Source organism: Streptomyces sp. NPDC048523 (assembly GCF_043199815.1).
In the GTDB taxonomy this organism is placed as follows: domain Bacteria; phylum Actinomycetota; class Actinomycetes; order Streptomycetales; family Streptomycetaceae; genus Streptomyces.
This window is the reverse complement of the sequence record NZ_JBICWQ010000001.1, coordinates 1,499,885-1,525,253: the sequence shown is the minus strand read 5'-3', so window position 1 is coordinate 1,525,253 and position 25,369 is coordinate 1,499,885. Positions and strand designations below refer to the sequence as shown.

The 25,369-nt window shown below is 71.2% G+C and carries 22 protein-coding genes; 20 read left to right on the top strand and 2 right to left on the bottom strand.

Features of this window, described 5'->3' with window-relative positions; translation table 11 throughout:
- Positions 1–14 precede the first annotated feature (14 nt).
- On the bottom strand, positions 15–866 hold the full coding sequence (gene fdhD / locus ACGFWE_RS06955; RefSeq protein ID WP_393598421.1) for a formate dehydrogenase accessory sulfurtransferase FdhD: 852 nt from the start codon (positions 864–866) through the stop codon (positions 15–17).
- Between the two features lie 280 nt (positions 867–1,146).
- Here fdhD and ACGFWE_RS06950 point away from each other — a divergent pair, with 280 nt between their 5' ends.
- The 4 genes from ACGFWE_RS06950 to ACGFWE_RS06935 all read left to right on the top strand — a co-directional run bounded on the left by ACGFWE_RS06950 (position 1,147) and on the right by ACGFWE_RS06935 (position 4,469).
- Complete coding sequence (locus ACGFWE_RS06950) at positions 1,147–2,481, top strand: OFA family MFS transporter (RefSeq protein ID WP_352381237.1); 1,335 nt, start codon at positions 1,147–1,149, stop codon at positions 2,479–2,481.
- Positions 2,447–2,584, top strand: a complete 138-nt coding sequence (locus tag ACGFWE_RS06945; protein ID WP_352381235.1) for a hypothetical protein — start codon at positions 2,447–2,449, stop codon at positions 2,582–2,584. Before ACGFWE_RS06950 ends, ACGFWE_RS06945 begins: the two co-directional genes overlap by 35 nt.
- Positions 2,585–2,731: 147 nt before the next feature.
- Positions 2,732–3,670: a beta-ketoacyl-ACP synthase III gene (locus ACGFWE_RS06940; protein ID WP_352381234.1), complete on the top strand. Its 939-nt coding sequence runs from the start codon at positions 2,732–2,734 to the stop codon at positions 3,668–3,670.
- Positions 3,671–3,791: 121 nt separating this feature from the next.
- Positions 3,792–4,469, top strand: a complete 678-nt coding sequence (locus ACGFWE_RS06935) for a GntR family transcriptional regulator (protein WP_393598418.1) — start codon at positions 3,792–3,794, stop codon at positions 4,467–4,469.
- 222 nt (positions 4,470–4,691) lie between these two features.
- Here ACGFWE_RS06935 and ACGFWE_RS06930 read toward each other — a convergent pair whose 3' ends face one another.
- A complete protein-coding gene (locus ACGFWE_RS06930) occupies positions 4,692–4,889 on the bottom strand; it encodes a hypothetical protein (protein WP_393598416.1) in 198 nt (65 codons plus the stop codon).
- Positions 4,890–5,241: 352 nt separating this feature from the next.
- Here ACGFWE_RS06930 and ACGFWE_RS06925 point away from each other — a divergent pair, with 352 nt between their 5' ends.
- The 16 genes from ACGFWE_RS06925 (at position 5,242) to ACGFWE_RS06850 (ending at position 25,309) form a co-directional block, all read left to right on the top strand.
- Positions 5,242–6,423 (top strand): ROK family transcriptional regulator, encoded by a 1,182-nt coding sequence (locus ACGFWE_RS06925; protein ID WP_352381229.1) that lies wholly within the window; start codon positions 5,242–5,244, stop codon positions 6,421–6,423.
- A gap of 117 nt (positions 6,424–6,540) precedes the next feature.
- Positions 6,541–8,058, top strand: a complete 1,518-nt coding sequence (locus tag ACGFWE_RS06920) for a sugar ABC transporter ATP-binding protein (protein ID WP_393598414.1) — start codon at positions 6,541–6,543, stop codon at positions 8,056–8,058.
- Entirely contained in the window at positions 8,055–9,074 is a 1,020-nt protein-coding gene (locus ACGFWE_RS06915; protein ID WP_352381225.1) for an ABC transporter permease, read from the top strand. The genes ACGFWE_RS06920 and ACGFWE_RS06915 overlap by 4 nt, the downstream gene beginning before the upstream one ends.
- A 29-nt stretch (positions 9,075–9,103) precedes the next feature.
- Positions 9,104–10,144, top strand: coding sequence for a substrate-binding domain-containing protein (locus tag ACGFWE_RS06910; protein WP_393598958.1), 1,041 nt, complete (start codon positions 9,104–9,106; stop codon positions 10,142–10,144).
- A gap of 158 nt (positions 10,145–10,302) precedes the next feature.
- Positions 10,303–11,505 carry a Gfo/Idh/MocA family protein gene (locus ACGFWE_RS06905; RefSeq protein WP_393598412.1) on the top strand — a complete coding sequence of 401 codons (1,203 nt, stop codon included), beginning with the start codon at positions 10,303–10,305 and terminating at the stop codon, positions 11,503–11,505.
- Between the two features lie 14 nt (positions 11,506–11,519).
- Positions 11,520–12,524 (top strand): sugar phosphate isomerase/epimerase family protein, encoded by a 1,005-nt coding sequence (locus ACGFWE_RS06900; RefSeq protein WP_393598410.1) that lies wholly within the window; start codon positions 11,520–11,522, stop codon positions 12,522–12,524.
- Positions 12,525–12,607: 83 nt separating this feature from the next.
- Entirely contained in the window at positions 12,608–15,115 is a 2,508-nt protein-coding gene (locus ACGFWE_RS06895; RefSeq protein ID WP_393598408.1) for a PQQ-dependent sugar dehydrogenase, read from the top strand.
- A gap of 14 nt (positions 15,116–15,129) precedes the next feature.
- The gene (locus tag ACGFWE_RS06890; protein ID WP_393598406.1) at positions 15,130–16,503 is read left to right on the top strand and encodes a ThuA domain-containing protein; all 1,374 of its coding nucleotides are present in this window, start codon (positions 15,130–15,132) and stop codon (positions 16,501–16,503) included.
- A 108-nt stretch (positions 16,504–16,611) separates the two neighbouring features.
- Entirely contained in the window at positions 16,612–17,802 is a 1,191-nt protein-coding gene (locus ACGFWE_RS06885) for an inositol-3-phosphate synthase (RefSeq protein WP_393598404.1), read from the top strand.
- A complete protein-coding gene (locus ACGFWE_RS06880) occupies positions 17,799–19,145 on the top strand; it encodes an SCO3242 family prenyltransferase (protein WP_393598402.1) in 1,347 nt (448 codons plus the stop codon). Before ACGFWE_RS06885 ends, ACGFWE_RS06880 begins: the two co-directional genes overlap by 4 nt.
- On the top strand, positions 19,142–20,044 hold the full coding sequence (locus ACGFWE_RS06875; RefSeq protein ID WP_393598400.1) for a sugar phosphate isomerase/epimerase family protein: 903 nt from the start codon (positions 19,142–19,144) through the stop codon (positions 20,042–20,044). The genes ACGFWE_RS06880 and ACGFWE_RS06875 overlap by 4 nt, the downstream gene beginning before the upstream one ends.
- Entirely contained in the window at positions 20,041–20,781 is a 741-nt protein-coding gene (locus ACGFWE_RS06870) for an EboA domain-containing protein (protein WP_393598398.1), read from the top strand. The genes ACGFWE_RS06875 and ACGFWE_RS06870 overlap by 4 nt, the downstream gene beginning before the upstream one ends.
- Positions 20,781–21,629 (top strand): TatD family hydrolase, encoded by an 849-nt coding sequence (locus ACGFWE_RS06865; RefSeq protein WP_352381205.1) that lies wholly within the window; start codon positions 20,781–20,783, stop codon positions 21,627–21,629. Before ACGFWE_RS06870 ends, ACGFWE_RS06865 begins: the two co-directional genes overlap by 1 nt.
- Before the next feature lie 3 nt (positions 21,630–21,632).
- A complete protein-coding gene (gene eboE, locus ACGFWE_RS06860; protein WP_352381203.1) occupies positions 21,633–22,802 on the top strand; it encodes a metabolite traffic protein EboE in 1,170 nt (389 codons plus the stop codon).
- Complete coding sequence (locus ACGFWE_RS06855) at positions 22,799–24,238, top strand: nucleotide pyrophosphatase/phosphodiesterase family protein (RefSeq protein ID WP_352381201.1); 1,440 nt, start codon at positions 22,799–22,801, stop codon at positions 24,236–24,238. The genes eboE and ACGFWE_RS06855 overlap by 4 nt, the downstream gene beginning before the upstream one ends.
- Positions 24,239–24,256: 18 nt before the next feature.
- Positions 24,257–25,309 (top strand): sugar phosphate isomerase/epimerase, encoded by a 1,053-nt coding sequence (locus ACGFWE_RS06850; protein ID WP_352381199.1) that lies wholly within the window; start codon positions 24,257–24,259, stop codon positions 25,307–25,309.
- The last annotated feature ends 60 nt before the right edge of the window (positions 25,310–25,369 follow it).

The window sequence follows — 25,369 nt, the reverse complement described above, 5'->3', positions numbered from 1 at the left end:
GTGACCGGCCGCGGTCAGCTCTGGGGTGCTGTGGCGGTCTCCAGGGTGAGCCGGTGTTCTCCCGCGTACACGTTCATGGAGCGGCCGCGCAGGAAGCCGACCAGGGTCAGGCCGGTCTCGGTGGCGAGGTCGACGGCCAGGGAGGAGGGCGCGGACACGGCGGCCAGCACGGGGATGCCGGCCATGACGGCCTTCTGCGCCAGCTCGAAGGAGGCCCGGCCGGAGACCAGCAGGATCACCCGGGACAGGGGGAGGTTCGCGTTCTGCAGGGCGCGGCCGACGAGTTTGTCGACGGCGTTGTGGCGGCCGACGTCCTCGCGTACGTCGAGGAGTTCGCCGTCCTCGGTGAACAGGGCGGCGGCGTGCAGCCCGCCGGTGCGGTCGAAGACCTGCTGGGCCGCACGGAGCCGGTCGGGCAGGCTCGCGAGGAGATCGGGGTCGATGCGGAGCGGGGGCGCGTCGTCGATCGGCCAGCGAGTGGTGGTGCGCACCGCGTCGAGGCTGGCTTTGCCGCACAGGCCGCAGGAGGAGGTCGTGTAGACGTTGCGTTCGAGGGTGATGTCGGGGATGGCCACGCCGGGGGCCGTCTTCACGTCGACGACGTTGTAGGTGTTCGAACCGTCCGCGGTGGCTCCCGCGCAGTAGACGATGTTCAGCAGGTCGCTCTGCCGGGCGAGGACCCCCTCGCTGACCAGGAAGCCGGCGGCGAGGGCGAAGTCGTCGCCGGGGGTGCGCATGGTGATGGCGAGGGGTTTGCCGTTGAGGCGGATCTCCAGCGGTTCCTCGGTGACCAGGGTGTCCGGTCGGGACGAGATCGCCCCGTCGCGGATACGGATCACCTTGCGTCGTTCCGTGACTCGTCCCATATGTGTCTCAGTCCCGGTTCTGTACGTGCTGGTAGCCGAAACGGCCCTTGCTGCATCTGCTGCCCATTGTCCTGCACCGTCGATCGTCGATCCCGTACACCTGACGACATATTGTCTACAGTATGGGCTGGAGTCGAAGGGTGGCAACAGTGCGAAGGTGGCCCAACCCACCCTGCGCACCGGCCCGTTCGACCGTTCGTCGCGTGCTGGATACCGCTCATCGCATACGGTCGACGCGCCGCCTTTTCAACCATCTCGTTTGTTCCTACCGTCCGGGATCATGAGTCCCCCTGTCGCGCCCCCGGGGTGGAGCCGCTGGCTCGTCCCCCCGGCCGCTCTCTCGGTCCATCTCTCCATCGGGCAGGCGTACGCCTGGTCCGTGTTCAAGCCGCCGCTCGAGTCCGCGCTCGGTCTCAGCGGCACGCAGAGCGCACTGCCCTTCCAGCTCGGCATCGTGATGCTCGGCCTGTCCGCCGCGTTCGGCGGCACGCTCGTGGAGCGCAACGGGCCGCGCTGGGCGATGACGGTGGCGCTGATCTGCTTCTCCTCCGGCTTCCTGCTCTCCGCGCTGGGCGCGGCCACCGAGCAGTACTGGCTGATCGTCCTCGGCTACGGCTTCGTCGGCGGCATAGGCCTCGGCATCGGTTACATCTCGCCGGTCTCCACGCTGATCAAGTGGTTCCCGGACCGGCCCGGCATGGCCACCGGCATCGCCATCATGGGCTTCGGCGGCGGCGCGCTCATCGCCTCGCCCTGGTCGGCGCAGATGCTGGAGTCCTTCGGCTCCGACAGCTCCGGGATCGCGCTCGCGTTCCTCGTGCACGGGCTGTCGTACGCCGTCTTCATGCTCCTCGGAGTCCTGCTGGTGCGCGTGCCGCGCAGCGAGAAGCCGGTCGAGAGCGCCCCCAGTGCCTTCGAAGGGCCGCAGGTCTCGGCGCGCAACGCCGTGCGCACACCCCAGTTCTGGTGTCTGTGGGTCGTCCTCTGCATGAACGTGACCGCGGGCATCGGCATCCTGGAGAAGGCCGCCCCGATGATCACCGACTTCTTCCAGGACACCTCGACGCCGGTCTCGGTGTCGGCCGCGGCCGGCTTCGTCGCGCTGCTGTCGGCGGCCAACATGGCGGGCCGTATCGGCTGGTCGTCGACGTCCGACCTGATCGGACGGAAGAACATCTACCGCGTCTACCTGGGCGTGGGTGCGGTGATGTACGGGCTCATCGCCCTGTTCGGCGACTCCTCCAAGCCGCTGTTCATCCTGTGCGCGCTGGTGATCCTGTCCTTCTACGGCGGCGGTTTCGCGACGGTCCCCGCCTACCTGAAGGATCTCTTCGGGGCCTACCAGGTCGGGGCCATCCACGGCCGGCTGCTCACCGCCTGGTCCACGGCCGGTGTCCTCGGACCGCTGATCGTGAACTGGATCGCCGACCGGCAGGAGGACGCGGGCAAGAGCGGCTCCGCCCTCTACGGGATGTCCTTCGTGATCATGATCGGGCTGCTCGTCGTCGGGTTCGTCGCCAACGAGCTGGTCCGCCCCGTCAGTGCCCGTCACCACATTCCCGCACCGAGGGAGGCCGCCGATGTCACAGCCCGACAGCAGCCAGAGTCCGCCTGACCGGCGTCCGCTGATCGCCCTGGCCTGGGTGTGGGTGGGCGCGCCGCTCGGTTACGGGCTCTACGAGCTCGTCCAGAAGGCGACGCAGCTGTTCACCAAGTAACCGTTCGGCAGGTGTCCGGGCGTCCGAGGGGTGAGGGAAGCCGACAACTCGGGCGCCCGTTTCCTGTGGCCTTACGTGCCCGCGTACCCGCGAGTCACTGATCAGACTGGGGGATCCGGCTACCCAAGGCAACGAGGGGGACCCCCCATGAACGGCTCGCGGATCGCCGCAGTCGGCCACTACCAGCCCGCCAAGGTTCTCACCAACGAGGAACTGGCGGGCCTGGTCGACACCAGCGACGAGTGGATCAGGTCCCGGGTGGGGATCCGGACCCGCCACATCGCCGGTCCCGACGAGCCGGTCGACGAGCTCGCCTCGCACGCCGCCGCCAAGGCGCTGGCCGCGGCCGGGCTCGCCCCCGCCGACATCGACCTGGTCCTGGTCGCCACCTCGACCGCCGTCGACCGGTCCCCGAACATGGCCGCCCGGGTCGCCGCCCGGCTCGGCATCCCCTCGCCCGCCGCGATGGACGTCAACGTGGTCTGCGCCGGCTTCACCCACGCGCTGGCCACCGCCGACCACACCGTCCGGGCCGGTGCGGCGACCCGGGCGCTGGTGATCGGCGCCGACAAGATGTCCGCGGTGACCGACTGGAGCGACCGCACCACGTGCGTGCTCGTCGGCGACGGGGCGGGCGCGGCGGTCGTCGAGGGCGCCGACGTGCCCGGCATCTCGCCGGTGCTGTGGGGATCGGTGCCCGAGATGGGGCACGCCGTGCGGATCGAGGGCGAGCCGGCGCGGTTCGCGCAGGAGGGGCAGAGCGTCTACCGCTGGGCGACCACGAAGCTTCCGGCGCTGGCCCGGCAGGCCTGCGAACGCGCCGGGCTCACCCCCGCCGACCTCGCCGCCGTCGTGCTGCACCAGGCGAACCTGCGGATCATCGATCCGCTCGCGGAGAAGATCGGTGCGGTCAACGCCGTCGTGGCCCGCGACGTCTCGGAGTCCGGGAACACCTCGGCGGCCAGCATTCCGCTCGCGTTCTCCAAGCTGGTCGAGCGGGGCGAGATCTCCACCGGTGACCCGGTGCTTCTGTTCGGGTTCGGCGGGAACCTGTCCTACGCCGGTCAGGTCGTCCACTGTCCATGACGGGCGGGATGTGACGAGGCCGACTCACGGTTTACCTGGCCCCTGTGCGCCGTAGACTGTAGACAAAAGGCAAGCAGTCAGGGGTGTACGGGGGTGTCCGCCGCCGAGGAGGGGGACCGCGATGTTGTCGACGGGACTGCCGCAGGGAGCCGTGCCGAAGCTGGAACGTCCCGGCCCGCTGCGTGACCGCGTGTACGAGGCGTTGCTGGAGTTGATCACGACGCGTGCTCTGCAGCCGGGTCAGCATCTGGTGGAGAGTGAGTTGGCGGGTCATCTGGGGGTGTCGCGGCAGCCGGTGCGTGAGGCGTTGCAGCGGTTGAACACCGAGGGGTGGGTGGATCTGCGGCCGGCTCAGGGGGCGTTCGTGCATGAGCCGACGGATGAGGAGGCGGATCAACTCCTCACCGTGCGCACCCTGTTGGAGGCTGAAGCGGCTCGGCTGGCTGCCGCGAATGCGGGCAGCGCGGGTGTCGCGGCGCTGGAGGCGTTGTGTGCGGAGGGTGAGAAGGCGGTCGAGGCCGATGATGTGGATGCCGCGGTCGCTTTGAATGCCCGGCTGCATGCGAAGGTCATGGAGTTGGCGGGCAACGCGGTCCTGGCGGAGTTGGCGGGGCAGGTGGATCGTCGGGTGCGCTGGTACTACACGCCGGTCGCCCGCCAGCGTGGCCGGCAGTCGTGGATCGAGCACCGTGAACTGATCGCTGCGATCGCCGACCGTGACGAGCGGCGTGCCACCGAGCTGATGCGGGAACACACCGAGCACACGCGGACGTCGTATCACGCCCGCCAGCGGTCGTAATCACCTCAGGGGGACGCGTCCTCGCGGTCCCGGGCCCGGCGGGCGAAGGTGCGCGGTGCGTGCGCCCAGTGCCGGACTCGTCCAGGATGGTCGGCGTGCCACAGCGCCTCGGGTCGGTGACTCCGAGAACCCGGCCCGCGAACTCGGTGGTCCACGCGGCCGGAAACGGCACCCGGACCGTGTCGCCCTCGCGGATCTGGCCCGCGAGCCGGAGCGCGTTGGTCATGAAGCTCGTCGGCGGACGAACGTCCGTGCCAGGCCCGAGTCGCGTACGGCGTCCTCCGCGGTCGGTAGATAGCCGGCGAGTGCGTTGTCCCGGTCCCCGATACCCGCCGACAGACCGCAGAGCAGGACCATGCGACGCACGCCCGCTGCCCGCGCGTCCGCGAGAATCCGCCCCTGGCCGCCGTACCCCGGCATCAGGAACAGCCCCCGTACGCGCCGTCCAGTGCGGCCCGTACGGTCTCGAGTCGGTCATATCTCCCACCACGGTCTCCCCGCCCGCCGGACTCCGCCGGCACCCGCACGAGTTCGGCACCCACCTTCCCCGTCGCACCCGTCACCAGGAACATGCGCTCCCCGCCCCTCGCGTCCATCCTGCGCGGCCACGCGCCGGGACGCCAGAGTGCGGACACGTCTTTGTCCTGTGAGTGGGGAAAGTCGGCATCAATCTCTGCACAGCTTCTTCCCAGGTTCGGCAGCCGCTGCTACGTTCCCCTCGAAAGCCCGGCAACTGGTGGCCGAATGAGGCGGGGAGGGGCTCGTGAGACGCATGACGGCACGACCCGCGAACGCGCATCAGGCCCGGCTGCTCAAGCTGTTGCGCGATGGAGGACCCAACTCCCGTGCGCAACTGGGCGATCAGGTCGACCTGTCACGGTCCAAGCTGGCCGTGGAGGTGGACCGGCTCCTGGAGACGGGCCTGATCGTGGCCGACGGACTCGCCGCCTCCCGCGGCGGGCGCCGCTCCCACAACATCCGGCTCGCCCCCAACCTGCGTTTCCTCGGCGTGGACATCGGCGCGACCTCGGTCGACGTCGCCGTCACCAACGCCGAACTGGAGATCCTCGGACATCTCAACCAGCCCATGGACGTCCGCGAGGGCCCGGTCGCGGTCTTCGAGCAAGTCCTGACCATGGCCGCGAAGTTGCGGGCCTCGGGGCTCGCGGAGGGTTTCGACGGCGCCGGCATCGGCGTCCCGGGACCGGTCCGTTTCCCCGAGGGCGTACCGGTGGCTCCACCGATCATGCCGGGCTGGGACGGCTTCCCCGTACGGGAGGCGCTGAGCCAGGAACTGGGCTGTCCGGTCATGGTCGACAACGACGTGAACCTGATGGCGATGGGGGAGATGCACGCGGGCGTGGCACGCTCCGTGGGCGACTTCCTCTGCGTCAAGATCGGCACCGGCATCGGCTGCGGCATCGTCGCCGGCGGTGAGGTGCACCGCGGGGTGACCGGCAGCGCGGGCGACATCGGGCACATCCAGGCCGTGCCCGACGGCCGCCCGTGCGCCTGCGGCAACCGGGGCTGCCTCGAAGCCCACTTCAGCGGGGCGGCCCTCGCCCGGGACGCCGTGGAGGCGGTCGAGCAGGGGCGCTCCGAGGAACTCGCCGCACGGCGCACGGCGAACGGCGGTCTGACCGCGGTCGACGTCGCCGCCGCCGCTGCCGCCGGCGACCCCACCGCCCTCGACCTGATCCGTGAGGGCGGCAACCGGACCGGTCAGGTCATCGCCGGACTGGTCTCCTTCTTCAACCCGGGCCTGGTGGTGATCGGCGGCGGGGTGACCGGCCTCGGCCACACCCTGCTCGCCGCGATCCGCACCCAGGTCTACCGCCAGTCGCTGCCCCTGGCGACCGGCAACCTGCCCATCGTTCTGGGGGAGTTGGGCCCCACCGCCGGAGTCATCGGCGCGGCCCGGCTCATCAGCGACCACCTGTTCTCACCCGCGTAAGCCATCCAGGTACGGCCCTTTCGGCTGCGGCCCTTCCCGCCGCGCCCGGCCCCTCCAGCACAGCGCCCTGCTTCGCCCTGCCCTGAAACCGGCCCGCACGCCCGCCAAGGGGACCTCATGGCACCAGAACCACCGCTGCTCAGCATGTCCGGCATCACCAAGACGTTCCCCGGAGTCCGGGCCCTCGACGGCGTCGACCTCGACGTCCAGGCCGGTGAAGTGCACTGTCTGCTCGGCCAGAACGGGGCCGGGAAGTCCACCCTCATCAAGGTGCTGGCCGGCGCCCACCAGCCCGACACCGGCCGGCTGCGCTGGCGCGGCGAGGAGGTCACCCTCCGCTCACCGATCGCCGCCATGCGCCTCGGCATCGCCACCATCTACCAGGAACTCGACCTGGTCGAGCACCTGTCCGTGGCCGAGAACGTCCACCTCGGCCATGAACCCACGGCCGCGGGGTTCGTCGTACGGGGCAAGGCGGCCCGTCGGTCGACAGCCGCACTGCTGCGACGGCTCGGCCACCCGGAGATCGATCCGGCGCGCCTCGTCGGGGAGTTGCCGGCGGCGCAGCAGCAGATCGTGTCCATGGCGCGGGCCCTCTCCCACGACGTACGGCTCATCGTGATGGACGAGCCGTCCGCCGCCCTCGACCCGGACGAGGTCGACAACCTCTTCCGGATCGTCGGCGACCTCACCGCCGAGGGCGTCGCCGTCGTCTACATCTCCCACCGCCTGGAGGAGATCCGGCGGATCGGCGACCGGGTGACCGTCCTCAAGGACGGCCGGGCCGTCGCCGTCGGACTGCCCGCGAAATCGACGCCGACGCGCGAGGTCGTGGCGCTGATGACGGGCCGCAACGTCGAGTACGTCTTCCCCGAGCGGCCTGTGGCGGGACCTGGTGGTGAGCCGGTTCTGGAGGTCAAGGGCCTGGCCCGGGCAGGCGAGTTCGAGGCCCTCGACCTCGTGGTCCACCCCGGGGAGATCGTGGGCCTCGCCGGACTTGTCGGCTCGGGACGCTCCGAGATCCTGGAGACGATCTACGGCGCCCGCAAGCCCACCGCCGGTCAAGTCACCGTGGACGGCGCGGCGTTGAAGCCCGGCAGTGTCCGCGCCGCCGTTCGCGCCGGGATCGGGCTCGCCCCCGAGGAACGCAAGGCGCAGGCCCTGCTGATGCTGGAGTCGGTCACCCGCAACGTCTCCGTCTCCTCCATGTCCCGCTTCTCCCGGGCCGGCTGGATCGACCGGGGCGCCGAACTCGGCGCGGCCCGGGCGGCGACCCGCGAACTGTCCCTGCGGCCCGACAACCCCTCCGTGCCGATCCGCACCCTGTCCGGCGGCAACCAGCAAAAAGCCGTCCTGGCCCGCTGGCTGCTGCGCGGCTGCCGCGTCCTGCTGCTCGACGAACCCACCCGGGGCGTCGACGTCGGCGCCCGCGCCGAGCTGTACGCCGTCGTGAGGCGCCTCGCCGACGAAGGGCTGGCCGTGCTGCTGGTCTCCAGTGAGGTCCCCGAGGTGCTCGGCCTCGCCGACCGCGTCCTGGTGCTCCGCGAGGGCCGTGTCGTCCACCGGGCGCCCGCCCGTGAGCTCGACGAACACCGTGTACTCGACCTCGTCATGGAAGGAAGCCCGGCGTCATGACGCAACATGTGTCCCCGCCCCGGGGAAGCGCCGACAAAGTGCCTTCGGTGAGCGAACCGCCCGCCTGGCGAGGGGTGTTCGCCCACGCCGACGTCCGCACCCTCTCCCTCCTCGGTGTGCTCGCCGTACTGGTCCTCATCGGCGGCATCACCAAGCCCGACGAGTTCCTCGACACCCGCAACCTCCAACTCGTCCTCACCCAGGCCTCGGTGATCGGTGTCGTCACCGTCGGCATGACCTTCGTCATCACCTCGGGCGGCATCGACCTGTCCGTCGGCGCGATCGTCGCCCTCTCCTCGGTGTGGGCCACCACCGTCGCCACCCAGGAGTACGGCTTCGCGGGCATCCTCTTCACCGCGGTGATCGTCGGAGTCGGCTGCGGCCTGGTCAACGGGCTGCTCATCGCGTACGGCGCGATGGTCCCCTTCATCGCCACGCTCGCCATGCTCGCCTCGGCCCGCGGACTCGCCCTGCAGATCACCGACGGCAGCACCCAGGTCGTGACCGTGTCCTCCGTCCTCGACCTGGGGGAGCGCGACGCCTACGTTCTCGGGATCCCGCCGCTCGTCCTGGTCTTCGCGGTCGTGACGATCATCGGCTGGCTGGTGCTGAACCGCACCACCTTCGGTCGGCGTACCGTTGCCGTCGGCGGCAACGCCGAGGCCGCCCGGCTCGCCGGCATCGACGTCCGCCGCCAGCGCCTCTACCTCTACCTGCTGTCCGGACTGTGCTGCGGCATCGCCGCCTTCCTGCTGATCGTCCTGTCCGGCTCCGGCCAGAACACCAACGGCAACCTCTACGAACTCGACGCCATCGCCGCCGCGATCATCGGCGGAACCCTGCTCAGCGGGGGCCGCGGCACCATCACGGGCTCCGTGCTCGGCGTCCTGATCTTCACCACGATCACCAACATCTTCGCCCTGAACAACCTGCAGAGCGACGTCCAGCAGATCGCCAAGGGCGCGATCATCGTCGCCGCCGTGCTGGTCCAGCGCCGTACCGCAAGCACGACCTGAGGAAAGGGTTCACCGCCATGCCACAGCACATGAGCCGCTTCACCAGTCGCAGAGGGCTGCTCTTCGGGACCGCCGCCGTCGGGGCCGGTGCCCTCCTCGCAGGTTGCACCAGCAACGACTCCGGCGACGACGAGCCCGCCGCGAACGACCAGCCGGCCGCCTCCGACTCGCCCGGCAAGCCGGTCACCATCGGCTTCGCCGGACCCCAGGCCGACCACGGCTGGCTCAACGCCATCAACGACAACGCCAAGAACCGGGCGAAGAAGTACTCGGACGTCACCCTGGAGATCACCGAGGGCTCCAACGACACCGCCCAGCAGATCGGCCAGATAGAGACCCTGATCAACAAGAAGGTCGACGTCCTGGTCGTGCTGCCCGCGGACGGCAAGGCCCTCACCCAGGTCGGGCTCAAGGCGATGCGCGCCGGGATCCCGGTCGTGAACCTGGACCGCATCTTCAACACCCCGCAGGCGTACCGCTGTTGGATAGGCGGCGACAACTACGGCATGGGCCTCAACGCCGGCCACTACATCGGCGAGAAACTCAAGGGGAAGTCGAACGCCAAGGTCATCGAACTGGCCGGACTCGACAACCTGGAACTCACCAAGCAGCGCACCAAGGGCTTCGACGACGCCCTGAAGAACTACCCGAACGTCAGGAAGGTGGCCCGCCAGGCCGCCGAGTTCACGGTGGAGTCCGGGCAGGCCAAGATGGCCCAGCTCCTGCAGGCCCAGTCGAGCTTCGACGCGGTGTGGAACCACGACGACGACCAGGGCGTGGGCGCGCTGCGCGCCATCGACCAGGCCGGCCGCGACGACTTCCTGATGGTCGGCGGCGCGGGCGCGCTGTCCGCCTTCCAGGCCATCAAGCAGGACAACGGCGTCCTCAAGGCGACCGTCCTCTACCCGCCGACCATGGCCGCCTCCGCGATCGACCTCGCCCGCGCCCTCGGCCAGTCCAAGGGCATCGGCGGCCTCTCCGAGTTCGAGATCCCGGCCTCGCTCACCCTCTACTCGGCCGTCGTCGACAAGACCAACGTCGACCAGTACATGTCCACCGGCTTCAAGTGAGGCGTACCGATCCGGGGCCTGGCTTACGGGCCGAGCCCGCTGTGAGCAGCAGCGCGTCCCGGCCGGAGCGATCCGAGGAGCAGGTCCCAGGTGCCCGGTTCGTCGACGGACCGGGCTGCACCCCCCACCGCGCCACGACGACGAGGAGGACATCGCGCATGGCACAGCCGCAGCAGTCAGGAGAGGCCGAGGTGCCGCCGCTCCGGGTCGGCATGGTCGGTTACGCCTTCATGGGTGCCGCCCACTCCCAGGGTTGGCGGACCGTCGGACGCGTCTTCGACCTGCCCCGCCGCCCGGTGCTCGCCGCGATCTGCGGACGGGACGCGGAAGCCGTGCGCCGGGCCGCCGACCGGCACGGCTGGGCGGCCGCCGAGACCGACTGGCGGGCGCTGATCGAGCGGGACGACGTCGACCTCGTCGACATCTGCACCCCCGGCGACAGCCACGCCGAGATCGCGCTCGCCGCGCTCGCCGCGGGCAAGCACGTGCTGTGCGAGAAACCCCTCGCCAACACCGTCGAGGAGGCACAGGTGATGACCCTTGCCGCCGAAGAGGCGTTCAGGCGCGGCCAGTTGGCGATGGTCGGCTTCAACTACCGCAGGCTGCCCGCCACCGCGCTGGCCCGCCGGATGGTGGCCGAAGGACGGCTCGGCACACTGCGGCACGTGCGGGTGACCTACCTCCAGGACTGGCTCGTGGACCCGCAGTTCCCGCTGACCTGGCGGCTGCGCCGGGAACAGGCCGGCTCGGGCTCGCTCGGCGACCTCGGCGCGCACATCGTCGACCTCGCCCAGTACCTGGCCGGAGAACCACTGTCCGGCGTCTCGGCCCTGACGGAGACCTTCGTACGGGAACGGCCGCTGGCCCAGGGCGCCGTCAAGGGCCTCGCCGCCGCCTCCGGGACCGGCACCGGCCAGGTCACCGTCGACGACGCGGCCCTGTTCACCGGGCGCCTCACCTCCGGCGCCCTCGCCTCCTTCGAGGCCAGCCGCTACGCCACCGGCCGCAAGAACTCCCTGCGCATCGAACTCAACGGCGAGCGCGGCTCGTTGGCCTTCGACCTGGAACGCCTCAACGAACTCTCCTACCACGACGCCACGGAACCCGCGGCGCACGCCGGCTTCCGCCGCATCCTCGTCACCGAGCCCGACCACCCCTACCTGGACGCCTGGTGGCCGCCCGGCCACGGCCTCGGCTACGAGCACACCTTCGTCCACCAGGCCCGCGACCTCGTCCACGCGATCGCCGAGGGCCGCCGCCCCGAACCCTCCTTCGCCGACGGGCTCCAGGTCCAGCGGGTGCTCGCGGCCGTGGAGGAGAGCGCCGAGAAGAACTCCGTCTACACCCCGATAGCCGTCTGAGGAGGCTCCGGAAAATGCCGCGCCAGTTCACGCTCTTCACCGGCCAGTGGGCCGACCTCCCCCTCGAAGACGTCTGCCGCCTCGCCCGCGACTTCGGCTACGACGGACTCGAACTCGCCTGCTGGGGGGACCACTTCGAGGTCGACAAGGCGCTCGCCGATCCGTCGTACCTGGACTCCCGGCACGCGCTGCTCGACAAGTACGGCCTCAAGTGCTGGGCGATCTCCAACCACCTGGTCGGCCAGGCCGTGTGCGACGCCATCATCGACGAACGCCACCAGGCCATCCTGCCGGGCGAGGTGTGGGGCGACGGCGACCCGGAAGGCGTCCGGCAGCGGGCCGCGAACCGGATCAAGGACACCGCGCGGGCCGCACGCGCCTTCGGCGTCGACACCGTCATCGGCTTCACCGGCTCCGCCATCTGGCACCTGGTCGCCATGTTCCCGCCCGCCCCCGAGTCGATGATCGACCGCGGCTACGAGGACTTCGCCGAACGCTGGAACCCGATCCTCGACGTCTTCGACGCCGAGGGCGTGCGGTTCGCCCACGAGGTCCACCCGAGCGAGATCGCCTACGACTACTGGACGACCCAGCGCGCGGTGGAGGCAGTCGGCGGTCGGGCGGCCTTCGGCCTCAACTTCGACCCCTCCCACTTCGTGTGGCAGGACCTCGACCCCGTCGGCTTCCTGTGGGACTTCCGCGACCGGATCTACCACGTCGACTGCAAGGAAGCCCGCAAGCGCCTCGACGGCCGCAACGGCCGCCTCGGCTCCCACCTGCCCTGGGGCGACCCGCGCCGCGGCTGGGACTTCGTCTCCGCGGGCCACGGTGACGTCCCCTGGGAGGACGTCTTCCGCATGCTGCGCTCCATCGACTACCAGGGCCCCATCTCGGTCGAGTGGGAGGACGCCGGCATGGACCGGCTCCAGGGCGCACCTGAGGCACTGAACCGACTGAAGGCGTACGACTTCGAGCCGCCGTCGGCCTCGTTCGACGCGGCGTTCGGCGGCAACGAGTAAGCCGCACTGGTCAGTTCCGGGATGACGGCGCATCCCGGCGTACCGCACCCGCCCGTACAACCGGCCCCACTCCGGAGGCATCCGTGCACGGGAAAGACCGCACCACCCGTACCGACAGAATCGAGACCAACAGACGACGTGCCCCCTGGCGCAGAGCGGCGGCCCTGCTCACCGGCTTTTTGCTGGCCGGCGCCTCCCTCACCCTCGCCGCTCCCCAGGCAGGCGCATCCGTCGCCGAGCAGGGAGCCGCTCAGGCCGCCGCCGAGGACTTCCAGCAGGTCACCCTCGCCAAGGGCGAACCGGAGGTCGGCGAGCCCATGTCGCTCGCCGTCCTCCCCAACCGCTCGGTCCTGCACACCTCACGCGACGGCGAACTGCGTATCACCGACGCGGCCGGCACCACCCGCCTCGCCGGCAAGCTCGACGTCTACTCCCACGACGAGGAAGGCCTCCAAGGCGTCGGCGTGGACCCGCAGTTCACCACCAACCGCTTCGTCTACCTGTACTACGCACCTCCGTTGAACACCCCGGCGGGCGACGCCCCCGAGACCGGCACCGCGGCCGACTTCGCGCCCTTCGACGGCGTCAACCGGCTCTCCCGGTTCGTCCTGAAGACCGACGGCACCCTCGACACCGCCAGCGAGACGAAGATCCTCGACGTCCCCGCCACCCGTGGCATCTGCTGCCACGTCGGCGGCGACATCGACTTCGACGCGGCCGGCAACCTCTACCTGTCGACGGGCGACGACTCCAACCCCTTCCAGTCCGACGGGTTCACCCCCATCGACGAACGCGCGAACCGCAACCCGGTCTTCGACGCCCAGCGCACCGCCGGCAACACCAACGACCTGCGCGGCAAGATCCTGCGCATCAAGGTCAACGCCGACGGCTCCTACGCGATCCCCGACGGCAACCTCTTCGCGCCCGGCACGGACAAGACCCGGCCCGAGATCTACGCCATGGGCTTCCGCAACCCGTTCCGCTTCAGCGTCGACAAGCAGACCGGGATCGTCTACGTCGGCGATTACGGCCCCGACGCCGGTGCCGCGGACCCGGCCCGAGGCCCCGCAGGCCAGGTCGAGTTCGCGCGGGTGACCGGCCCCGGCAACTTCGGCTGGCCGTACTGCACCGGCGACAACGACGCCTACGTCGACTACGACTTCGCCACCGGCACCTCGGGCGCCGCCTTCGACTGCGCCGCGCCGAAGAACAACTCCCCGCACAACACCGGCCTCACCGACCTTCCCCCCGCGCAGGCCGCCTGGATCCCCTACGACAACGGATCGGTACCCGAGTTCGGCACCGGCTCCGAGTCCCCGATGGGCGGCCCGGTCTACCACTACGACCCCGCACTCGACTCACCCGTGAAGTTCCCCGAGGCCTACGACGGCGACTTCTTCGCCGGGGAGTTCGGCCGCCGCTGGATCAAGCGGATCACCAGCGACTCCGACGGAACCGTCCAGTCGATCAACGACATCCCCTGGACCGGCACCCAGGTGATGGACATGGCCTTCGGCCCCGACGGCGCGCTGTACGTCCTCGACTACGGCGTCTCCTGGTTCGGCGGCGACGAGAACTCCGCCCTGTACCGCATCGAGAACGCCACCGACGGCCACTCCCCGGTCGCCCAGGCATCGGCCGACCGGACGTCCGGACAGGCACCGCTGCGGGTCCGGTTCTCCTCCGCGGGCACCAGCGACCAGGACGGCGACGCCCTCACCTACAGCTGGGACTTCGGCGACGGCGGCACGTCCACGGCGGCGAACCCGACACACAAGTACAAGAAGAACGGCACCTACACCGCGACCCTGACCGCCAAGGACCCCTCCGGCCGCACCGGCAGCGCAAGCGTGCAGATCGTCGTCGGCAACACCGCCCCCAAGGTGACCCTCGAACTGCCGCAGGACGGCCAGCTGTTCAGCTTCGGAGACGCGATCCCGTTCAAGGTCCGCGTGAGCGACCCCGAGGACGGCCGGCCCATCGACTGCGCCAAGGTCAAGGTCACCTTCGTCCTCGGCCACGACAGCCACGGCCACCCCGTCACCTCCGCCAACGGCTGCACCGGCACCCTCCAGACCAGCGCCGACGGCGGCCACGACGAGGACGCCAACATCTTCGGCGTGATGGACGCCGAGTACACCGACAACGGTGGCGGCGGCCAGGCCCCGCTGACCACCCACGACCAGAGCGTCCTGCAGCCCAGGCACCGCCAGGCCGAGCACTTCGGCACCGGCTCCGGTGTCTCGGTCATCGCCAAGGACACGGCACACGGCGGCAACACGGTCGGCGACATCGACAACGGCGACTGGATCTCCTTCACCCCGTACGTGCTGAGCAACGCCAAGTCCGTATCGGCGAGGGTGTCCTCCGGCGGTGCCGGCGGCACGCTGGAGATCCGAGCGGGGTCCGCGACCGGCACCCTGCTCGGCAAGGCGACCGTGCCGGTGACCGGCGGCTGGGAGACCTTCCAGGACGTCACCGCGGGCCTGTCCCGCGCACCCAGGGGCACCACCACCCTGTACCTGGTCTTCAAGGGCAGCGGCACCGGCGCCCTGTTCGACGTGGACGACTTCACCTTCACGACCGGCTGAGAGGAGGGGCTCGTATGCACACAACTGGACGATGGACGACGGCGGTTGTGGGAGCTGCCCTGCTCCTCGGCTGCGTGTCCGGACCCGCCGCGTCGCACTCCGCGGACGGCGATCGGGTGCTGGTCTTCTCCAAGACGGCCGGCTTCCGGCACGACTCGATCCCCGAAGGAGTCGCGGCCGTACGGGAACTGGGCGCGAGCGCCGGCTTCTCGGTCGACGCGACGGAGGACGCGGCCGCGTTCACGCCCCGCAACCTGCGCCGCTACGACGCGGTCGTGTTCCTCTCCACCACCGGAGACGTCCTCGACCCCACCCAACAGCGCGCCTTCGAGGGCTACATCCGGCACGGCGGCGGATACGTCGGCATCCACGCCGCCGCCGACACCGAGTACGACTGGGCGTTCTACGGCGGCCTCGCCGGCGCCTGGTTCCAGTCGCACCCGGCGATCCAACCGGCCACCGTGGTGGTCGAGGACCGCGCCCACCCGGCCACGTCAGAACTCTCCCGGACGTGGAACCGCACCGACGAGTGGTACAACTACCGCACCAACCCGCGCGACCGGGTCCATGTCCTGGCCTCCCTCGACGAGTCGTCGTACACCGGCGGCACGATGAACGGCGACCATCCGATCGCCTGGTGCCAGGACTACCAGGGCGGCCGGGCCTTCTACACCGGCTTCGGCCACACCAAGGAGTCGTACGCCGATCCCGCCTTCCGCGGCCACCTGCTGGGCGGAATCCGGTATGCGACCGGCGCCGCACAGGCCGACTGCCGACCGGAGAACGGCTACCGTCCGCTCTTCGACGGCACCGCCGACTCTTTGGCCGGCTGGAAACAGGCGGGCCCCGGCTCCTTCACCCTGTCCGACGACGGCACACTCACGTCGTCGGGCGGCATGGGGATGCTCTGGTACGCCGGTTCCGGGCAGAGCCTCGGGTCGTACTCGCTGAAGCTCGACTGGAAGATGGCCGGCGCCTCGGGGGACGACAACTCCGGTGTGTTCGTGGGCTTCCCACCCTCGGACGACCCCTGGTCCGCCGTGGACAACGGCTACGAGATCCAGATCGACGCCACCGACGTACCCGAGAAGACGACAGGGTCCGTCTACGGCTTCCGCTCCGCCGACCTGAACAAGCGCGACCGTGCGCTGAACCCGCCAGGGGAGTGGAACACGTACGAGATCCGCGTGCAGGGCGAACGCCTGCGCGTCTGGCTCAACGGCGTGAAGATCAACGATTTCACCAACACCGATCCGGCCCGCAGCCTGCGTGACGGGCACGTCGGCATCCAGAACCACGGAGCCGACGACCAGGTGTCGTTCCGCGACATCCGGATCAGGGAACTGCCCGCGAAGGCCTCCTCGACGGTGGCTTCGCAGGGCGACTGAGCGACGGCGGGCGGGGGACGCCGGACTCCCGCCCGCCGTCTTCACCCCTCGTCGTCCATCCCTACGTCGCAGGGTCTGCTCACCCATGTGCTCGGCAAGGAGGCTGCCATGTCCGCGTCCGAATCCGTACCGCGCGTCGGCGTCTGGCTGATCGGGGCCCGCGGTTCCGTCGCCACCACAGTCGTCGCGGGCTGCGCCGCCATGACCGCGGGCCTGCATCCGCCGACGGGCCTGATCACCGAGACCCCGCCCTTCACCGAGAGCGGCCTGCCCGCCCTGTCCGCCCTGGTCTTCGGCGGCCACGACACCCTGGACTGCCCCCTGCCCAAAAGGGCGGAGGCCCTGGCGGCCGGCGGCGTCCTGCCACACGGCCTGCCGACCGCGGTGAGCGCCGAACTCGCCGCCGCCGAACGGGAGATCAGACCAGGCGGTCCCCTCCCCGGCGACACCAGGACCGAGGAGGACCTGATCGCCGCCTTCGCCGCGGACATACGGTCCTTTGTACGACGGTGCCGGCTGGCGCGCGCGGTCGTGGTGAACGTGGCCTCCACCGAGCCCGCCCCGGCCGGCGACGCCCTGCCCCCGAGCTCCCTCTACGCGGCGGCGGCCCTGCGGGCAGGCTGCGCGTATGTGAACTTCACGCCCTCCACGGGCCTGCACCACCCTTCCCTTCGGCGACTGGCCGAGTCCTCGGGCCTTCCGTTCGCGGGCCGCGACGGCAAGACCGGCCAGACCCTGCTCCGGTCCGTCCTGGGCCCGATGTTCACCCAGCGCGCCCTGACGGTCCGGGCCTGGTCCGGCACCAATCTCCTCGGCGGCGGCGACGGAGCCTCGCTCGCCGACCCGGCGGCCGCCGCGGCGAAGAACGCCGGCAAGGAGCGGGTCCTGGCCGACACCCTCGCCACCACCCCCGAGGGCGAGGTCCACATCGACGACGTCCCCGCGCTCGGCGACTGGAAGACCGCCTGGGACCACATCGCCTTCGACGGTTTCCTCGGCACCCGCATGATCCTCCAGACCACCTGGCAGGGCTGCGACTCCGCCCTGGCCGCACCGCTCGTACTCGACCTGGCCCGCCTGGCCGCCCGCGCTCAGGAGCGGGGCCTGTCCGGTCCGTTGGGCGAGCTGGGCTTCTACTTCAAGGACCCGGTGGGGCAGGGGCCTTCGGGACTGGGGGAGCAGTACGCGGAGTTGATGGCCTTCGCGGAACGGCTCCGGGCACGGCCCACCGGGGTCCTGCCGGGAGACGGCCGCGGCCGGAACACGGCTCACGGCGACGGCACGGGGGAGCAGCGATGAAGGCGAGCAGGGCAGCGGTGGACGGCCGGTCCGAGGGGGTGGGCGGGCCGACGACACCCCTCCGCACGACCTCGCTCGAGGAGGCCTCCCCACCCACCCCCTCACCGGGGCGTGCGCACACCAGCCGCGCCCGCGCCTGGGCTGAACTCCTGCGCCTCCCGGCCCTGTTCACCGTTCCCGGCGACGCCCTCGCCGGAGCGGCGGCAGCCTCCGCACGGCCCACTTCCCGCACCCTCCTCGCCATCGCGTCCTCCGTCTGCCTCTACGAGGCCGGCATGGCCCTCAACGACTGGGCCGACCGCGACGTGGACGCCGTGGAACGCCCCCACCGCCCCCTGCCTTCCGGCCGTATCCACCCCACGGCAGCCCTCGGCGCGGCCTGCGCCCTCACCGGCGCGGGCCTCACCCTGGCGGCCTGCGCGGGCCGCCCCGCCCTCACGGTCGCGGTACCCCTCGCGGCCACGGTCTGGGCGTACGACCTGGCCCTGAAGAACACCCCGGCAGGACCGTTCGCCATGGCAGCGGCACGAGGACTGGACCTGCTGCTCGGCGCGGCGGCGACAGCCGGGGCCGACGCCGCGGGTCGGAGGAGTGCGGTGGATGACGGGGGCCGCGAGGGCGGTGCGGTCCGAGTGGAGGCCACAGGCGTCTCTACTCCGAAGGCTGGGGCGGGCGGTGTGGGCCGGAAGGTCGGTGCGTGCCGTACGTGGGTCACGACCGTCGCCGACGAGCGTCGGCCGGCCCGGGGTGCGGCAGCCGTTCCCGGTGCCGTACGCAGCCTCCGCCGAGCCCTGCCCTCCGCCGCACTGCTCAGCGCCCACACTCTCGCGGTCACCACCGTGTCCCGCCGTGAAGCCCAGGGCGGCGCACCCCTGGCCCCCTTCGCAGCGCTTGCCGCGACTGCCGCGCTGACGCGGACGCTGACTCGACGGCGTGCGTTCCCGTCGGACCGGACCGACGGAACCCGGCGAGGTACCGGAGCGCGCGACCTGGCGAGCCCGGCGCCCCTCGCGGACCCGGCCGCCGCGGCGGTGTCCCCGCTGCCACGCCGACCGCGCCGGCCCGGCGCCGACTCCGAACCCCTCGACACGAGCACTGCCCTGCGTCTCGCCCTGGCCGCCACCTACGCGAGCACCACCGCCCGCTCCTACTTCCACGCCACCCTCAACCCCTCACCCCCGCTCACCCAACGAGCCGTCACTGCCGGCATCCGAGCCACGATCCCCCTCCAGGCCGCCCTGACCGCCCGCTCGGGCACCAAGGGCGCGACCGCCACGGCTCTGCTCACCACCGCCCTCGCCCCCCTGGCAGGACGCCTCGCGAGAAAGGTGAGCGTCACATGACCGACCCCCTCGCCCCGCCCCGACCCGCACCCCGTGTCACCCCCCTCCGCTTCGGCTACGGCACCAACGGTCTCGCAGACCTCCGCCTGGACGACGCCCTGACCCTGCTCGCCGATCTCGGTTACGACGGTGTCGGTCTGACGCTCGACCACATGCACCTGGACCCCCTCGCACCGGACCTGGCCGCCCGCACCCGCCGCCTCGCGCACCGACTGGACGCGCTCGGCCTGACCGTCACCGTCGAGACGGGCGCCCGCTATGTGCTGGACCCGCGCCGCAAACACGGTCCCTCGCTGCTCGACCCCGACCCGGACGACCGCGCCCGCCGCGTCGACCTGCTGGTCCGGGCCGTCCAGGTCGCCACCGACCTCGGCGCCCACGCCGTGCACTGCTTCAGCGGCATCACCCCGACGGGCACGGACCCGGACACGGCGTGGAAACGCCTGGCCGAGACCCTCGCCCCCGTCCTGGACACCGCCACCACCGCTGGCATCCCCCTCGCCGTCGAACCCGAACCAGGCCACCTCCTCGCCACCCTCGCCGACTTCCACCACCTCCGCACCACCCTCGGCGACCCGCCGGCCCTCGGTCTGACCCTCGACATCGGCCACTGCCAGTGCCTCGAACCCCTGCCGCCCGCCGACTGCATACGCGCCGCGGGCCCCTGGCTGCGCCACGTCCAGATCGAGGACATGCGCCGGGGCGTCCACGAACACCTCCCCTTCGGCGACGGCGACATCGACTTCCCGCCGGTCCTCGCCGCCCTGGCCGACACCGGCTACCGGGGCCTGACGGTCGTCGAACTGCCCCGCCACTCCCACGCGGGCCCCCATTTCGCCGAACTCTCCCTCCCGTTCCTCCGTCAGGCAGAGGCGCTCTCACAAGGAAGCACCCCATGACCCACGCTGACGCTCATGCCCACCAGGCAACCCCTGCCGCGGACACCCAGGGCACCACCCTCGCCCGAACCCCGCTGCACAACCTGCACAGCCAACTCGCCGAACACCTCGGCGAAACCGCCCGCGCCTGGCTCGACCAGGCCCTCGACGAGGCCGCCGCCCACCCCGGCGCCCACGGCCCCATCTCCGTGTGGGAGCTGCGCCTCGCCGAGGCCGGACGCCGCTGCGGCCCCGAACACGCCGACGCCGCCCGCATCCTGATCCTGCACGCGGCCCACGCCGACACCGCCGCCCTGACCCGGGTCTACTCCCAGGGCACCGCCGCCGAACGCCGTGCCGTCCTGCACGCCCTGCCCCACCTCGTGCCCGGCCCCGAGGCCCTCCCGCTCGTCGAGGACGCCCTGCGCACCAACGACACCCGCCTCCTGGCCGCCGCCGTCGGCCCCTACGCCGCCCGCCACCTCGACGCCCACCAGTGGCGCCACGCCGTCCTGAAGTGCCTGTTCACCGGCGTGCCCGTCGCCGAGGTGGCCGACCTCGACCGGCGGGCCCACGCGGACGCCGAACTCGCCCGGATGCTCGGCGACTACGCCGCCGAACGCACCGCCGCCGGCCGTCCCGTGCCCGAGGACCTGCACCGCGTCCTGACCCTGACCGACCCCACCGCCACCCCACCCGCGCCGGCCGCCGACCACGGCCACAGCGGCGCGGACGGCACCCACGGCAAGGAGTCCTGATGCGCATCTTCGACCCCCACATCCACATGACGTCCCGGACCACCGACGACTACCAGGCCATGCATGACGCCGGCGTCCGCGCCGTCGTCGAGCCGTCCTTCTGGCTCGGCCAGCCCCGCACCTCTCCCGCCTCCTTCCTCGACTACTTCGATGCCCTGCTGGGCTGGGAGCCCTTCCGCGCCGCCCAGTACGGCATCGCCCACCACTGCACCCTCGCCCTGAACCCCAAGGAGGCCAACGACCCGCGCTGCCTCCCCGTCCTCGACGAACTGCCCCGCTATCTCGTCAAGGACCAGGTCGTCGCCGTCGGGGAGATCGGCTACGACTCGATGACCCCCGCCGAGGACACCGCCCTGGCCGCCCAGCTCCAGCTCGCCGCCGACCATCAACTGCCCGCACTGGTCCACACCCCGCACCGCGACAAGCTCGCCGGTCTGCGCCGCACCCTCGACGTCGTCCGCGAATCCGCCCTGCCGACGGACCGGGTCCTGATCGACCACCTCAACGAGACCACCGTCAAGGAGGCCAAGGACAGCGGCTGCTGGCTCGGGTTCTCCGTCTATCCCGACACCAAGATGGACGAGGAGCGGATGATCGCGATCCTGCGCTCCTACGGCCCCGAACAGGTCCTGGTGAACTCCGCCGCCGACTGGGGCCGCAGCGACCCCCTCAAGACCCGCAAAGTCGGCGACCTCATGCTCGCCGAGGGCTTCACCGAGGACGACGTCGACCGCGTCCTGTGGCGCAACCCCGTCGCCTTCTACGGACTCAGCGGCCGGCTCGACCTCGACATCGCGACCACCGAAGCCACCCACGAGGGCAACTCCATCCTCCGCGGCGGGGCGTGAGCCATGCGCTTCCGCCACCCCGACGGCACCACCGTCCACCTCGCCTACTGCACCAACGTCCACCCCGCCGAAACCCTCGACGGCGTCCTCGCCCAGCTCCGCGACCACTGCGAACCCGTCCGCCGCCGCCTCGGCCGCGACCGCCTCGGCATCGGCCTGTGGCTCGCCCGCGACGCCGCCCACGCCCTGGTCAGCGACCCCTCCGCACTGCGCGAACTGCGCTGCGAACTCGACCGCCGCGGCCTCGAAGTCGTCACCCTCAACGGCTTTCCCTACGAGGGCTTCGGCGCCGAGGAGGTCAAGTACCGCGTCTACAAGCCGGACTGGACCGACCCCGAACGCCTCGACCACACCACCGCCCTGGCCCGCGTCCTGACCGGACTCCTTCCCGACGACGTCACCGAGGGCAGCATCTCCACCCTGCCGCTCGCCTGGCGCACCGGCTACGACGACGGAAGCGCCGACAAGGCCCGCACCGCCCTGCTCACCCTCGCCGAACGCCTCGACGCCCTCCAGGAGCTGACCGGCCGCTCCATCCGCGTCGGCCTCGAACCCGAACCCGGCTGCGTCGTCGAGACCACCGGTGACGCCATCGCACCGCTGACCGCGATCGCCCACGACCGCATCGGCATCTGCGTCGACACCTGCCACCTCGCCACCTCCTTCGAAGACCCGCACACCGCCCTGGACGCGCTCACCGCGGCCCGCGTCCCGATCGTCAAGTCCCAGCTCTCCGCCGCCCTGCACGCCGAACACCCCCACCTGCCCGAGGTCCGCGAGGCACTCGCAGCCTTCGACGAACCCCGCTTCCTGCACCAGACCCGCACCTCCACCGCCGCGGGCCTGCGCGGCACCGACGACCTCGGCGAGGCCCTCGCCGGCGACGCCCTGCCCGACGGGGCACCCTGGCGCGCCCACTTCCACGTCCCCCTGCACGCGTCCCCCGCCACACCCCTCACCTCCACGCTCCCCGTCCTCACATCCGCCCTCACCCGGCTCGTCGGCGGCCCGCACCCCCTCACCCGCCACCTGGAGGTCGAGACCTACACCTGGCAGGCCCTCCCACCCGAACTACGCCCCCGCGGCCGCCCCCAGCTCGCCGACGGCATCGCCGCCGAACTCACCCTCGTGCGCGACCTGCTGACGGACCTCGGCCTGAAGGAGCTGCCATGAACCACCACCCCCCGCAGGCGGGACCGGCCCCTCTCCTCGTCCTCGACGTCGTCGGCCTCACCCCCCGTCTCCTCCACCACATGCCCCACCTCAAGTCCCTCGCCGGATCCGGCTCCCACGCCCCGCTCGAGACCGTCCTGCCCGCCGTCACCTGCGCCGCCCAGTCCACCTTTCTCACCGGCGCCCACCCCTCGGAGCACGGCATCGTCGGCAACGGGTGGTACTTCCGCGAGCTCGGCGACGTACTCCTGTGGCGACAGCACAACGGTCTGGTCGCCGGCGACAAGCTCTGGGACGCCGCCCGCCGCGCCCACCCCGGCTACACCGTCGCCAACATCTGCTGGTGGTACGCCATGGGCGCCGACACCGACTTCACCGTCACCCCCCGCCCCGTCTACTACGCCGACGGCCGCAAGGAACCCGACTGCTACACCCGCCCCCCGGCCCTGCACGACGAACTCACCGAAAAACTCGGCACCTTCCCCCTCTTCCACTTCTGGGGCCCCGGCGCGGACCTGGTCTCCAGCCAGTGGATCATCGACGCGACCCGCCACATCATCGACACCCGCCACCCCGACCTGACGCTCTGCTACCTCCCCCACCTCGACTACGACCTGCAACGCTTCGGCCCCGACGACCCACGCTCCCTGAAAGCCGCCGCCGACCTCGACAGGGCGCTGGCCCCGCTCCTGGACGACGCCCGCGCACAAGGCCGTACCGTCGTCGCGCTGTCCGAGTACGGGATCACCCGCGCGGCCCGGCCCGTCGACATCAACCGCGCCCTGCGCCGCGCCGGACTCCTCGAGGTGCACACCCAGGACGGCATGGAGTACCTCGACCCGATGGCCTCCCGTGCCTTCGCGGTCGCCGACCATCAGATCGCCCACGTCTATGTGCGCCGCCCCGAGGACCTGGACGCCACCCGGGCCGCCCTCGACGGCCTGCCCGGCATCGAGCAACTCCTCGACGACGAGGGCAAGAAGGCCCACCACCTCGACCATCCGCGCTCCGGCGAACTCGTCGCCGTGGCGGAGCCGGACGCCTGGTTCACGTACTACTACTGGCTCGACGACGACCGCGCGCCCGACTTCGCGCAGCTGGTCGAGATCCACCGCAAACCCGGCTACGACCCGGTCGAACTCTTCATGGACCCGCTCGACCCCTACGTCAAGGTCAAGGCGGCCACCGCGCTGGCCCGCAAGAAACTCGGCCTGCGCTATCGCATGGCGGTCGTGCCCCTCGACCCGTCACCTATTCGCGGCAGCCACGGCCGCATCCCCGAGAGCGACGACGACGGTCCGCTCCTCATCTGCTCCACCCCCCGCGCCGTCGGCGACCGCATCGCGGCCACCGACGTGAAGTCACTCCTGCTCCGACTGGCCGGTCTTTCCGGACTGCTCACCAGTGAAGCACCCACCACTGACAACGCCCTCTGACCCGAGGAGAACCCAGCCATGAGCCGCATGTTCCAGCCCGACCCCGAACTCACCCACCGCCTCACCAGACGAGGCATGCTCGGCGTGGCGGCCGGCGCCACCGCGGCCGCCCTGCTCGGCGCCGCGACGACCCCGGCGACCGCCGCCACCGCGGCCGCGACCGGCACCACCGGGCACGGCCACGGCCGCGGGCGCCCCGTGCTGCCGCCCGGCCGCCTCGGCATCCAGCTCTACAGCCTCCGCGACAAGGTCTCCACCCTCGGCTTCGCCCCTGTCTTCGCCGAACTGGAGAAGTACGGCTACGACGAGGTCGAGTTCGCCGGCTACACCCAGGGCTCGGCCGGACCGATCACCCTCGCCCAGCTCAAGCGCCTGGCCCGCGACCACGGCCTGACTCCGATCGGCAGCCACGTCGGCTACTACTCCGACGACCCGAACGCCTACACCTTCGCCCAGAACCTCACCAAGGTCCTCGACGACGCCCAGGCCCTCGGCCTCAAGCACATCGGCACCGCCTCAGGGCCGTTCCGCTACGGCTCGACCGTCGACGCGTGGAAGCGCGCCGCCGAGGAGTTCAACACCTACGGAGCCGCGGCGAGGGCACGCGGCATGAAGTTCTACCAGCACAACCACTCCGAGGAATTCTCCTTCGCCACCGACAACCCGAAGGTCCGCCTCTACGACGTCCTGCTCAAGGAGACCGACCCCGACCTGGTGTTCCTGGAGATGGACATCTTCTGGGCGTACTCCGGCCAGTTCCGTTTCTCCCAGCGGCCCGACGGCACACCCGCGCCCTTCGAACCCCTGAACTACGTCCTCAGGCAGCCCCACCGCTACCCGCTCTTCCACGTCAAGGACGGAGTGAGCGACCCGGCCAACACCTACGGCTACCGCATGACCGACGTCGGCGACGGAGACATCGACTACCAGAAGTTCATCTCCGCCGTGACCCGGCTGCGCGGCGAGCGCCTGGCCCACCACTGGCAGGCCGAGCACGACCAGCCCGCCGAATCCCTCACGTTCGCCCGCCGTTCCAGCGCCTACCTGCACTCGCTGCGGGAGAAGTGCTGACGGCACACGACTGAGGCGGGACCCCGAGGGCGCAGGGGGCGCTCCCCGCCGGTCGGGGTC